The sequence below is a fragment of the Tistrella sp. genome (assembly GCF_002684955.1).
Taxonomy (GTDB): Bacteria; Pseudomonadota; Alphaproteobacteria; order Tistrellales; family Tistrellaceae; genus Tistrella; species Tistrella mobilis.
Window position 1 is genome coordinate 218,762 of the sequence record NZ_NYWI01000040.1, and the last position, 11,903, is coordinate 230,664.

The following is an 11,903-nucleotide window of genomic DNA, read 5'->3' on the forward strand; positions in this document are numbered from 1 at the left end:
GTGGATTGAAACGCGGTCCTGGAGGCTGCCGTGTCGGACGAGGCGGTCGCACCCTTGCGGGTGCGTGGATTGAAACTTGATTTCGCGATCCATGTCACGGCCGCGATAGGGTCGCACCCTTGCGGGGGCGTGGATTGAAACCAGTAGCCGGACAGCGAGATCGTCGTAAGACGTGGTCGCACCCTTGCGGGTGCGTGGATTGAAACCGCTCGTGCCGTCGCAGCAGCGTGGGCGGTGGTGTCGCACCCTTGCGGGTGCGTGGATTGAAACATGCGGCCATAGGAAACGATGGCCGGCTGCGCCTCGTCGCACCCTTGCGGGTGCGTGGATTGAAACCCGGGCGCGGGCAGTCGCGCCGGCGAGGCCGGCCGTCGCACCCTTGCGGGTGCGTGGATTGAAACCGTCGCCTGTTTCCCAGCCGCCGTTGTGGCCGCCTCAATCGGCCGCCAGCCGAAGCGTGGTCAGATACCGCAGCAGATGCCGCGCGCCCTCGGCCGCGAGGCGCAGATGCCGGGTCCGGGCGTCTTCATCCAGTTCCGGATCATCGGCGATCGAGACATGCAGCCCCACCAACCAGGCCTGAAACGCGGCCCCTGACACCGACCCCGCCGGCCCCCCCGACTGCCCGCGCCATCACGGCATTGCGCAGCGCATCCAGCGCCAGTGCCAACCCCGGCTCCGCGGTCACATCGACCCAGCCGCCGGCGATCTGGTCGTCCAGGATTGCCCAATCGGTGGTGAGGGCGGCAACGGGGCAGGGTGCGGTGGGGGGCTGGTCGGTCATCGGTGGCTCCGGCGTTGTCTGAAGGTTCCTCCGGAGCCGGGGCAGTCCGTCCCGTTTAACCACGGACTATAGGCCTCATGTGGAAGGCGCGGCGGGTGAAGGTGCCGCGCCGAATGCGTTGCATGTGCGGGAAGACGTGGCATGATCATGACAAGTCACTGAAATAAATAGAGTAATTCGAGAGAATTGGTTTGATGTTGCAGCTTACGGACGAAATGCGGCAGGCGATCGATCGCGTTATCCATGAGCGATTTGCCGACAAGGTGGAAGCCGTCGAGATCGATACGGCCGAGGATGAAGTGGGGGACGAGGTGTTGTTCATCCGTGTCGTCATGTCGCCCGACACCACGTCACGGGACTTTGCCGGCCGGTTCTTCGGCCTGACCGGGCGGGTGCGCAATGTGTTGGGAGACGAGATGCGCGACGTGTTCCCGATCATTCGGCCGATGGGTGCGCATGCCTGACGCAACGCTGGCGCGCGGGTTGATTGCGTCGGCGAAAGCTCTTTGTTCCGACGGTGTCAGACGAAGGCCCAGGCAGGCAGATCTGCGGGCTCCCTGGTGGGCTCAAGCAGAAGCCGCCGCCCGAACCGCGCCTGGGTTGAAGTATATCGGGGGCTCGATCATGGTGCGGCACGCAACGCCTGTGACGGGGTCATGCATGTCAGCATCCGGCGGATCTGAGTTCCGGCGGATCTGAGGACTGCCCCCCCTCAATCCGGCCACCGCTTATGCACCCAGAACCACAGATCCGGCCGTTCGCGGATCCAGCCTTCCAGGCGGGCATTGACCAGCCTTGTCAGGCGTTCCGCGGCCTGGTTCGGGGTTTCGCCGGGTTCCGGGGTCGGGTCGATCGGCGGGTCGATGGTGATGCGGAAGCGGGGGCCGCCCAGGCGTTCGACATGGGCGGTGATCAGGGGGGCGTTGAAGCGCACCGCGAATTCGCCATGGGCCGTGGTGGTCATGGCGTCGCGGCCGAAGAAGGGCAGGGCCGTGCCGGTGTTGAGTTTCTGGTCGATCAGCATCGCCAGATGACCGCCGGCCTTCAGGCGTTTCATGATCTCGCGGGCGGCTTTGGCGCCCTTGGGCAGGAAATCGGTGGCGCCGCCGGCGCGGCGGCGGGAATGCTGGATCAGCTTTTCGATTTCGGTGTCGTTGGCCTGGCGATAGACCTGGGTGAGGGCGATGCCCGACTGGGTGGCGGCAAGCGAGGCCAGTTCCCAATTGCCGTAATGGCCCGAGACGAAGATGCCCGGCCGGCCGTCGTCGCGGGCGGCCAGCGCGTGTTCGTGGCCGATCACCTCCACCCGGGCGGGGTCGCGGCCGGTGCAGTCGAAACGGTCGAGATGGGCGATCTCGAAGGCGGTGCGGCCGAGATTGTCCCACATGGCGCGGAGGATGCGCTCGATCTCGTCGGGGCCGAGCTCGGGAAAGGCGCGGGCGAGGTTGCGGCGGGCGATCCGGCTGACCTTGATCCGCGGGCCGATGCTGCGCGCCAGCCAGCCGCCGAAGGCCGAGGCGCGTTCCAGGCCGAGCAGCCGGGCAAAGCCGAAGGCCAGGCGGCCTGACAGGCTCTCCAGTCGCCGACGGAAGGTCATCGGCGGCGTTTCGGGGGCGAAAGGGGTGTCAGAAGTCATCTGCGGCGCCCGGTGCCGTCCTCGTGTCCGGTGCCGTCCTCATGCCCGGCCCGGCCGTCGATCAGCCGCGACAGCCCGGCCGGCGTGGCGGGTTCCGGCCGGCGCGGGTCGATGCGGTCCAGCAGCCGGTCCAGCGGGTCGGCATCCAGCCATTCCAGGCTGATGGTCAGGTGGTCGACCAGGTCGCGCGCCTCGGGCGGCAGGCGGACCAGATCCTTCTCGGTCGTCACCAGCACCGCATCCATGCGATGGGCCACCTCCACCAGCCGGGCGATCTCGTCCGGATCATAGGGGTGATGGTCGGGGAAGGACCAGCTGCCGGCGATGCGGCAGCCGATGGTGCGCAGCGTGTCGAAGAATTTCTCGGGCCGGCCGATGCCGGCGAAGGCCACGACCTTGCGGTTGCGCAGCCGCCGGGTCTCGGGGCCCGGCACGGTCACGGCGCGCAGCACCGGGCGTTCGAAGGGCAGGGCCGCGGCGACATCGATCGTGTCCTCGCCCACCACCACCACGCCATCGGCGCGGGCCAGGCCCCGGGCCAGCGGTTCGCGCATCGGCCCGGCCGGGATCACCCGGCCATTGCCGAAACCATAGCCGCCGTCGACCACGATCAGCGACAGGTCTTTCTCGATCGACGGGTTCTGGAAGCCGTCATCCAGGATCACGACATCGGCCCCGGCCGCGGCCGCGGCGCGTGCGCCCGCCGCCCGGTCGCGGGCAACCCAGGTCGGCAGGCGGCGGGCGATCAGCAGCGCCTCGTCGCCCACCTGCTCGGCGCGATGGGCGATGGGGTCGACCAGCACGGGGCCCTTCACACTGCCGCCATAGCCGCGCAGCACCACATGGGGCCTGCGGCCGCGTTCGCGTAGCCGGGCGGCGATGGCAAGGGCGGTCGGGGTCTTGCCGGCGCCGCCGGCGGTCAGATTGCCGACACAGAGCACCGGCACGCCGGCACGGGCCGGCCGGGCCAGCAGCCGGCGCAGCGCGCCCGCCGCCCGGAAGACGAGCGACAGCGGCGCCAGCGCCCAGAGCAGCGGGCGCTCCACCGGTTTGGCCTGACGTCCCCAGAATTCCGGTGCCTTCACGACGGATCTCCCGATGCCTCGGCCGGTTCGAGAAGCGGTCCCAGCGCGGCCGCGATGGCCTCCACCGCGGCACGTCCCTCTTCGGCCACCCGGGCGCCGGCCCGGGCCAGTCTCTCGCACGCCGCCGGATCGTCGAGCAGCCGCCCGGCCGTCCGGGCGAGCGCGGCGGCATCCTCGACGATCTCCACGGCCCCGGCTGCCCGGAAGCGGGCGGCCAGGCTCTCGAAATTGCCGAGATGCGGCCCGGTCGTCACGGCGGCGCCGAGGCGCGCGGGTTCGAGCAGATTATGCCCGCCGACCGGGACAAGCGAGCCTCCGATAAAGGTGAGGGGGATTGCGCGAAAAAAAAGACCCAGTTCGCCGAGCGTGTCGGCAAGGTAGACCTGCGTCTGCCTGGTCAGCGGCTCGCCTGCGGCTCGCCGCGCCACCCGAAGCCCCGCCGCACGGATCTCGTCGGCGATGGCCGGGCCGCGTTCGGGGTGGCGGGGGACGATCACGGTCAGCAGGTCGGGGCGGGTCGCGCGCATCGCCCGGTCGGCCGCCAGGATCTGCGTCTCTTCGCCCGGATGGGTGCTGGCGGCGAGCCAGACCGGCCGCGCGCCGATCGCGGCCTTGAACGCTGCGACCGCCGCCGGATCCGCGGGCAGCGGCTCGGCCGCATCCTTGAGGTTGCCGGGGGCCGGGACCGGCCGGCCGAGCACGGCCGAGAACCGGGCGGCGCTGTCGTCATCCTGGGCGAGCAGCGGCCGGAAGCCGCCGATCAGCCGGGCGGCGAGGCCGGGCAGCCTCGCCCAGCGCCGGGCAGAGGTCGCCGACATCCGGGCATTGACCAGGGCGCGCGGAATGCGCCGCCGGTCCAGCCCGTCGATCAGATTGGGCCAGATCTCGCTTTCGACGAAGACCGCGGCATCCGGCCGCCAGTGATCCAGGAAGCCGTCGACCGCCACGGGCAGGTCGACCGGGGCGAACTGATGCAGGGCGCCGACGCCCCCCCCGGTTTCCGTCAGCCGGCTTTCCATCAACCGGGCCGAGGTGACGGTGCCGGTGGTGACCAGCACCGTGGTCGCGGGCGCCATCGCCTTCAGCCGCGCGATCAGCGGCAGCAGCGACAGGCTTTCGCCGACACTCGCGCCATGCAGCCAGACCAGCCGCCCGGCCGGACGGGCAAGGCCGGGGCGCCCCAGACGTTCCGGCCAGCGGGTATCGTGCTCGCGCCCCGCCGCCCGGCGGCGCTCCAGATGGCGCTTGACCAGCGGCGTGCCCAGACGGGCGAGGCCGCGATAGAGACTGAGAGCCAGACCTGCCGTACTGATCGATCCCGCCCCGCTCATCGATCCGCCGCCGCCTGTTCGGTATCCAGCGGCGGCGGCAGCTCCAGCGGCGCATGGCCGGTGGCGCGGTCCGCCTCGGCGGTGATGCGGTTCAGCTCGTCCTCGATCCGGATCCGGTAGCGGTCCAGCGTCGCGGCATCGGCATCGCGGGGCACATGGATCGGCTCGCCCCAGATGAACACCCCGCGGCTGAACGGCATCGGCACCAGGAACCGGTCCCAGCTGCCCAGCAGCCGCCGCCGGCGCATGCCGAAGGTGGCCGGGATGACCGGCACCCCTGAAAGCCGGGCAATCGCCGCGATGCCGCCGCTTGCCCGCTGACGCGGCCCGCGGGGCCCGTCGGGGGTGACGCCGGCATATTCGCCGGCGCGGATCGCCTTCACGATCTGCCGCACCGCCGCCGCCCCGCCTTTCGACGACGAGCCGGCGACCGAGCCCAGGCCGAAATGGGCGATGGTATCGGCGATCAGCCGGCCGTCGCGATGCTGGCTGATCAGCATGTTCATCGGCACGCCCGCCCGCCAGACATGGGGCATCATCAGCAGCCGCCCGTGCCAGAAGGCCAGGATGAAGGGCCGGCCCTCGTCCCAATGGGCGCGCGGGACGGCATCGCCCGTCACCTGCCAGCGGCCGGTGGCATGGACCAGTCGGATATAGGCGGCGGCGATCCGGCAGGCGAGGCGGCGCGCCCGGTCGCTCTTCAGCCAGCGCTTGACCAGCCCCGCCATCGGCCTCAGCCCTTCCGCACGGTCGGCGCGGCTGCCCCGGCGGCATCCTCGACATCGATATGGCCGACCGGCGTCTCGGACTGGTCGGCGAACTGCAGCGCATGCAGCCGGGCATAGGCCCCGCCCTGGGCGATCAGTTCGCCGTGGCTGCCCTGTTCGATCACCCGGCCGCGATCCATCACGCAGATCAGGTCGGCATCGACCACGGTCGACAGCCGGTGGGCCACCACCACCACCGTGCGCCCGGCCATCAGCCGGGTGAGCGCATCCTGCACCGCCCGCTCGCTTTCCGTGTCGAGCGCCGATGTCGCCTCGTCGAGCAGCAGGATCGGCGCGTTCTTAAGCATGGCGCGGGCGATGGAGATCCGCTGGCGCTGGCCCCCCGACAGGCTGGAGCCATGCTCGCCGACCGGCGTGTCATAGCCCTTGGGCAGGGCCATGATGAAATCATGTGCCGCGGCATCGCGCGCGGCGGCCTCGATGTCTTCGCGCGCGGCATCGGGCCGGCCATAGGCGATGTTGGCCGCGACGCTGTCGTTGAACAGCGTCACCTCCTGCGAGACCAGCGCGATCGCGGCGCGCAGCGACGCCATGGTCACCGCGCGGACATCGGCCCCGTCGATGGTCAGCCGGCCGCCGTCGAGGTCGTAAAAGCGCGGGATCAGGTTGATCACGGTCGACTTGCCGGCGCCCGAGGCGCCGACCAGCGCCACCCGCTTCCCCGCCGGCACCACCAGATCCAGCCCGTCGAGCGCCGGCGCCCCGTCGGCACCATAGCCGAAGCGCGCATCCTCGAACCGGATCTCGCCCTTGACCGGCCCGCCGATGACCTGGGGCAGGGGCTTTGCGTCCGGCCGGTCGGTGATCGTCGCCGGCAGGTCGACCAGTTCGAACACCCGATGGGCGGCGGCCAGGCCTTCCTGGAGATTGGCGTTCAGATTGGCGAGGGTCTTGGCCGGGCGATAGGCCATCAGCAGGGCGGTCACGAACGAGAAGAAGGCCCCGGGCGTGGTCTCGCCCGCGACCACCTGTGATCCGCCATAGAAGATGACGAGGCCGACCGCCACGCCGCCCAGTGCCTCCATGATCGGCGAAGAGGCGGCACGGATGCGTTCGGCCTTGCCGGTCAGGCGGTAGATCTCCTCGACCGTCACGCCCATCCGCCGGGTTTCATAGCCCTCCATGCCATAGGCCTTGACGTGGCGGGCGCCCAGGAAGGTCTCTTCCAGAATGCCGGTCAGCCGGCCGATCTGGTCCTGGGCGCGGTCCGACACCTTGCGCATCCGCCGGCCCAGCTTCGCGATCGGCAGGATCGCGACCGGGAAGACCACGAAGGCGATGATCGCCAGCAGCCAGTCCTGCCAGAACATCAGCCCCACCAGGAAGATGACGGTCAGGCTTTCCTTGGCCAGGCTGGTGATCGCGGCGGCGGCGGATTTGCGCACCAGCTGCACGTCATAGGTGAAGCGCGCGATCAGCCGCCCCGATCCGGTGCGGTGGAAGAAGGCGAGATCGGCGGCCATCAGCCGCTGATACATCCGGTGCTGCAGATCGGCCACCACCCGGGTGCCCAGCCGTTCCATCAGCACCCGTTCGGCATAGGTCGCAAAACCATTGGCGGCGGCGATGGCGAGCACGGCGGCGGGCACCAGCAACAGCATGGTCTCGTCGCGCTTCAGGAACACATCGTCCAGCACCGGCTGCATCAGCCAGGCATTGGCGGCGGTTGCGGCCGCGGTCACGATCATCGCCCCGATCGCAAGCGCGATCCGCCGCCAATAGGGGCGCAGATGCTCGCGGGCGAGGCGGGTGATCAGGGCCCGGGTGCCGGCGGCACCTGCGGGGTGGGGAGACTTCGGCTTGCGGCGCGACATGGGGCGGGGATGGATCCCGTGAAGAGGCGGCGGCCGGCGGATGCGGTCGGCATCCGGCCGGCGCGGGTCATGGCTGCGGTTGTACGCCAGCCGGCGCCGGGCTTCCAGCCGCATCGACCGCAAGCCGGCCGATCAGGGCGGCATGCAGCGCCGGGTTTGCGGCGATCAGCGAGGGATGTTCGGTGGTGTCGGGCCTGGCATAGAGCAGGTCGCGGCCCTCGGCATCGGTCATCCGTCCGCCCGCCTCGGCGACGATCAGATCGGCGGCGGCGAGATCCCAATCGGCCTTGGGGCGCAGCGACACCGCGGCATCGAAGCGGCCGGCGGCGACCAGCGCCAGCTTGTAGGCGATGGAGCCGAGCGCGATGACCGCGCTGCCGTCCAGGCCTGAACCCCAGCGACGTTCATGAAGTTCCCGGCGCGAGACCAGCAGCCGGGCGGCAAGCGGATCGGCCCCCTCGCCCACCCGGCAGGGGATGCCGTTCAGCCGGCAGCCATGGCCGGCCACCGCCTCGAAAAACTCGCCCGTCGCCGGGTTGAAGACCTGGGCGATCACCGGGCGTCCGGCCTCGACCAGGGCGACCGAGATGGTGAATTCCGGCCGCCCGTCCACGAAGGCCCGGGTGCCGTCGATCGGATCCACCACCCAGATCCGCGGCCGGGCGCGTTCCGAGAGATGGGCGACGCTTTCCTCCGACAGCCAGCCATAGCCGGGCCGGGCATGGAGCAGATGGTCGCGCAGCACCGTGTCGATGGCGATGTCGACCTCGGTCACCGGATTGTCGCCGCCCTTGTCCCAGGTCACCGGCGCCTTGCCGAAGGCGTTCATGGCGATCCGCCCACCCGTCCGCAACGCCCGCTCCAGCAGCAGGCGGTCGTCGACGAGGTCGGCCGGCAGGGCGCCGTCGGGCAGGGCGAACAGGGGCGGGGTCATCGGTGGCGGGCACTCCCGGTCGTGGATATGGGGTCGTCTGGTCGTTTCGCAGATCAGGCGCCGGCGACGGTCAGGCCGCCGACGGCGAGCGTCGGCGCATCGGTGCCGCTGCGGAATTCGAGATCGGAGGCGGGTTCCACCGACATCAGCATGTCCTGGATGCGCCCTGCAACCGTGATCTCGTTCACCGGATAGGCAATTTCGCCGTTCTCGATCCAGAAGCCTGCCACACCCTGGCTGAAATCGCCGGTGACGACGTTCACACCCGAGCCCATTGTTTCATCGACCAGCACGCCGGTGCCGATCTTCGCAATCAGCTCGTCGCGGCTGAGCGTGCCCGGCGCCAGATAAAGATTGCTCGAGGCCGGGCTGGGGGCCGATCCGGCGCCGCGGGCGGCATGGCCGGTGCTCTTCAGCCCCAGCTGACGGGCGGAGCGGCAGTCCAGCAGCCAGGATTTCAGCACCCCGCCTTCGACCACGGTCAGCGGCGCGCCGGCGATGCCCTCGCCGTCGAAGGGATGCGAGGCGGGCGCCCGCTCGCGGAACGGGTCGTCGATGATGGTGAAAGCGTCGCAGGCGACGCGCTCGCCCATCCGGTCCTTCAGGAAGCTGGTGCCGCGGGTGACCGCCGCCCCGTTGACGGCCGACGCGATGGCCGCGACCAGCATGCGCGACACCCGCCGGTCGAACACCACCGGCACCCGCGCGGTCTTCGGCCTGCGCGGGGTCAGCCGCGCCACCGTCCGCTCGCCCGCGATCCGGCCGATCCTGGCCAGATCGTCCATGTCGGCCACGAAGCGCTTCGAGGTGTATTCATGGCCGCGGACCATGTTCAGCCCCTCGCCCGCGATCACGCTGGCGCCCACCGTGAAGCGGCTGGTGCGATAGGCGCCGCGGAAGCCGTTGGAGGCGGCGAGCGCGATCATGCTGTGGGACTGGGACGCGCCGGCACCCTCGGAATTGGTCACGCCCTCGACCCCGCGGGCCGCCTCTTCGCAGGTCTCGGCCCAGGCGAGCAGATCCTCGGCGCTGAATTCGGTCGGGTCGTAGATCTCCAGCGCCGGAATCTCGCGCGCGATCTCGTCCGGCTCGGCCAGGCCCGCAAAGCGGTCCTCGGGCACGACATTGGCCATGGCGACCGCGCGCTCGGCCAGCGCGTCCAGGCTGCCGGGCCTGAGGTCCGCGGTCGAGACGATCGCCTGACGGCGCCCGACCAGGACCCGAAGCCCCAGATCGCCGCCATCCGACCGGGTCAGTTCCTCGATCTTGCCCAGCCGGCGCTGCACCGACAGCGCGCGGCTCTCGACCATCAGCGCATCGGCCTGGTCGGCACCGGCACGCTTCGCGCGCGCAATCAGGTCTTCGAGCAGGTCGAGAGCGTTTCCAAGTCCGGTATCGGTCATCGGTATCTCACGTGAGCGGAAAAGGCAGGCGGCGCGGATCTGGTCCACGTTCGTCATGGCCTCAGGATATGGGGTGGGGGGCCCTGAATGCCAGCGTCACGGTCGCGCGCCACCGGAACGGGCGTGCTCGGGATCGCCTCAGGGACACGGCCTTGCCTACGCGTCCACGTAGCTTCGTGTGCCTGCTGCCCGTGCGATCATGCCGGGGACGGCCCCGCCGGGGTCGGCGACGGATCTGCATCGGAGGGATGAGCGGTGAAACGGATCCTGATCAGCGTTCCGGGGCAGTACTACAAGAACATCTACCTTCCCTATGTCTGGGCTGTGCTCAAGACCCATGCCGAGCATGACCCGGAGATTCGGGCGGCCTATGAGTGGCTCGAGCCGGTTTATCTCTATCATGGTGAGGCATTCGACCAGATCTCCGACCTGTCTGTCGACGTGCTGGGGCTGTCCTGCTACGTGTGGAACTGGTCGACGAACCTCGAAATTGCCCGCCGGGTCAAGGCGCGCAATCCCGGCTGTCTGGTGGTGGCCGGCGGCCCGCATCCGGCCTGGGGGGAGCCCGGCTTCATCGATGCCCAGGGCGTCATCGACATTATCGTCAAGCGCGAGGGCGAGGAACCGTTTCGCCGTATCCTGAAAGCGGCGTTGGCGGCGGTCCCTGACTTTACCGGTATTCCGAACCTCATCCTGCGCGGAGACCGGCACACGGAAGACACCGGCCCCCTTGATCTGACCGGCATGGCGAGCCCGATTCTGGCCCAGGCGGCATATTTGGCGCGCATGTCGCGGGAGCTTCGTGCGCGTGGGCGTGACGCCCACATGATGTGGGAGACCAATCGCGGCTGCCCGTATTCCTGCGCATTCTGCGACTGGGGATCGGCGACCAACGCCAAGGTGCGCCGTTTCGACATGACGCGACTGGAGGCAGAGATCGACTGGTTCTCCGAGGCCCGTCTGCACACGGTCTTCATCGCCGACGCCAACTACGGAATGCTGAAGCGCGACGAGGAAACGGCCGAGCGTCTGTGCCTGTCGAAAAGAACGACCGGCTATCCCGAGTACATCGTCCTGAACCCGCCGAAGAATCGACAGGACGTCATGGCCCGCATCACAGAGCGGTTTTGTGAAGCCGGATTGTTTGCGCTGAGTTCGGTGAATTTTCAGCACACCCGCGCTCAGGTCCTTCAGGCAATCGCCCGCGAAAACATTCCGATCCGCAAGCTGATGGAGCCGATCGTCCGGCAGTGGACGCCTCAGACGCCGATCACGGCGGTGCTGATTACGGGTAATCCGGGCGATACGCCCGATCTGTGGATGGATTGCCACGACGATATTCTGGAGTGGGGGTTCCACGAGGATATCGTTGCCGTGGATTTCGTGGTTCTGCCCAATGCGCCGGCCGGTTCCCGCGCCTATCGTGCACAGTGGCAGATCGAAACCATCCGCCGAAGGATTCCGCTCAAGATTCTGCCGAAATCGGGGGCCGGAGATCGGGCGGAGAACTTCTGTGAATATATCGTTGCCACGTCGAGTTTCGACCGCGACGACTGGGTCAGGATGCGGCTGTGGACCACCATCGTCCAGGGGTTCCACAATTACGGCGCCACGCGTTTCATCTCGGCCTATCTGCGTCACTATCACGGCTGCCGCTATCGTGACGTTTACGAGGCTCTGATCGACCGCGCTCCGCAGGGCGGTGTCATTCGGCGTCTGACGGATCGTCTGAAAGCGGTGATCGGCGCCTATCTCTCGGATCCCGAGGGAGAGCTTTTCGTCGACTGCCACGCCGATCTGGATTTTCTGTGCCCCGTCGAGGGGGCGGCCTTCTTCCTTGCCGTCCTGGATGTCGATGGGTTTTATGCCGATGTCGAAAAGATTCTGCTCGATGTCTTCCATGTGGATCCGGTCGTCGCGGCCGACCTGATCGCGTTTCAGCGGGGGGTGCTGATCACGCCCGACTATGATCCGACGATCGGCCGTGACGTGGCGCTTGTCCACAACTGGCCCGAGGTTTTTCGCGCGATCCTTAGAGTCCGTCCGAGAAGTTATCTATGATTTCCGGCTCCTTGCGATTCTCCGCATCATGATCCGGATCATGGCGAGGCGGAGGAATGCCAAAGCC

Annotated in this window: 10 protein-coding genes and 1 CRISPR repeat array (1 of these 11 cut by a window edge); of the genes, 2 read left to right on the plus strand and 8 right to left on the minus strand. The window is 68.8% G+C overall.

What is annotated here, in order from left to right; genetic code table 11:
- Positions 1-401: direct repeats of the CRISPR family, unit length 31 nt; unit sequence GTCGCACCCTTGCGGGTGCGTGGATTGAAAC (it extends 537 nt beyond the left edge of the window).
- 140 nt (positions 402-541) lie between these two features.
- Positions 542-784, minus strand: coding sequence for a hypothetical protein (locus CMO28_RS15100; RefSeq protein ID WP_296714902.1), 243 nt, complete (start codon positions 782-784; stop codon positions 542-544).
- Between the two features lie 194 nt (positions 785-978).
- On the opposite strand from CMO28_RS15100, the gene CMO28_RS15105 reads away from it, so the two are divergent.
- A complete protein-coding gene (locus CMO28_RS15105; RefSeq protein WP_296714905.1) occupies positions 979-1,248 on the plus strand; it encodes a hypothetical protein in 270 nt (89 codons plus the stop codon).
- A gap of 248 nt (positions 1,249-1,496) precedes the next feature.
- On the opposite strand, the gene CMO28_RS15110 is transcribed toward CMO28_RS15105, so the two are convergent.
- The 7 genes from CMO28_RS15110 to CMO28_RS15140 form a co-directional block, all read right to left on the minus strand.
- Complete coding sequence (locus CMO28_RS15110) at positions 1,497-2,420, minus strand: lysophospholipid acyltransferase family protein (RefSeq protein ID WP_296714906.1); 924 nt, start codon at positions 2,418-2,420, stop codon at positions 1,497-1,499.
- Positions 2,417-3,505 (minus strand): tetraacyldisaccharide 4'-kinase, encoded by a 1,089-nt coding sequence (gene lpxK, locus CMO28_RS15115; RefSeq protein WP_062761560.1) that lies wholly within the window; start codon positions 3,503-3,505, stop codon positions 2,417-2,419. The genes CMO28_RS15110 and lpxK overlap by 4 nt, the downstream gene beginning before the upstream one ends.
- Positions 3,502-4,836: a 3-deoxy-D-manno-octulosonic acid transferase gene (locus CMO28_RS15120; RefSeq protein WP_296714913.1), complete on the minus strand. Its 1,335-nt coding sequence runs from the start codon at positions 4,834-4,836 to the stop codon at positions 3,502-3,504. Before CMO28_RS15120 ends, lpxK begins: the two co-directional genes overlap by 4 nt.
- The gene (locus CMO28_RS15125) at positions 4,833-5,564 is read right to left on the minus strand and encodes a lysophospholipid acyltransferase family protein (RefSeq protein ID WP_296714916.1); all 732 of its coding nucleotides are present in this window, start codon (positions 5,562-5,564) and stop codon (positions 4,833-4,835) included. The genes CMO28_RS15120 and CMO28_RS15125 overlap by 4 nt, the downstream gene beginning before the upstream one ends.
- A gap of 5 nt (positions 5,565-5,569) precedes the next feature.
- Positions 5,570-7,438, minus strand: a complete 1,869-nt coding sequence (gene msbA / locus CMO28_RS15130; protein WP_296714918.1) for a lipid A export permease/ATP-binding protein MsbA — start codon at positions 7,436-7,438, stop codon at positions 5,570-5,572.
- Between the two features lie 67 nt (positions 7,439-7,505).
- Positions 7,506-8,372, minus strand: a complete 867-nt coding sequence (locus CMO28_RS15135) for a 3'(2'),5'-bisphosphate nucleotidase CysQ (protein WP_014746345.1) — start codon at positions 8,370-8,372, stop codon at positions 7,506-7,508.
- A gap of 53 nt (positions 8,373-8,425) precedes the next feature.
- Positions 8,426-9,775 (minus strand): TldD/PmbA family protein, encoded by a 1,350-nt coding sequence (locus CMO28_RS15140; protein ID WP_296714921.1) that lies wholly within the window; start codon positions 9,773-9,775, stop codon positions 8,426-8,428.
- A 255-nt stretch (positions 9,776-10,030) separates the two neighbouring features.
- On the opposite strand from CMO28_RS15140, the gene CMO28_RS15145 reads away from it, so the two are divergent.
- Positions 10,031-11,836, plus strand: a complete 1,806-nt coding sequence (locus CMO28_RS15145; protein ID WP_296714922.1) for a B12-binding domain-containing radical SAM protein — start codon at positions 10,031-10,033, stop codon at positions 11,834-11,836.
- The last annotated feature ends 67 nt before the right edge of the window (positions 11,837-11,903 follow it).

Excerpts from the sequence above, each read along its gene's own strand:
- CMO28_RS15100 (WP_296714902.1), bottom strand. The coding sequence starts at position 784 with ATGACCGACCAGCCCCCCACCGCACCCTGCCCCGTTGCCGCCCTCACC.
- CMO28_RS15120 (WP_296714913.1), bottom strand. The coding sequence starts at position 4,836 with ATGAGCGGGGCGGGATCGATCAGTACGGCAGGTCTGGCTCTCAGTCTC.
- CMO28_RS15110 (WP_296714906.1), bottom strand. The coding sequence starts at position 2,420 with ATGACTTCTGACACCCCTTTCGCCCCCGAAACGCCGCCGATGACCTTC.
- CMO28_RS15140 (WP_296714921.1), bottom strand. The coding sequence starts at position 9,775 with ATGACCGATACCGGACTTGGAAACGCTCTCGACCTGCTCGAAGACCTG.
- msbA (WP_296714918.1), bottom strand. The coding sequence starts at position 7,438 with ATGTCGCGCCGCAAGCCGAAGTCTCCCCACCCCGCAGGTGCCGCCGGC.
- CMO28_RS15125 (WP_296714916.1), bottom strand. The coding sequence starts at position 5,564 with ATGGCGGGGCTGGTCAAGCGCTGGCTGAAGAGCGACCGGGCGCGCCGC.
- CMO28_RS15105 (WP_296714905.1), top strand. The coding sequence starts at position 979 with ATGTTGCAGCTTACGGACGAAATGCGGCAGGCGATCGATCGCGTTATC.
- CMO28_RS15135 (WP_014746345.1), bottom strand. The coding sequence starts at position 8,372 with ATGACCCCGCCCCTGTTCGCCCTGCCCGACGGCGCCCTGCCGGCCGAC.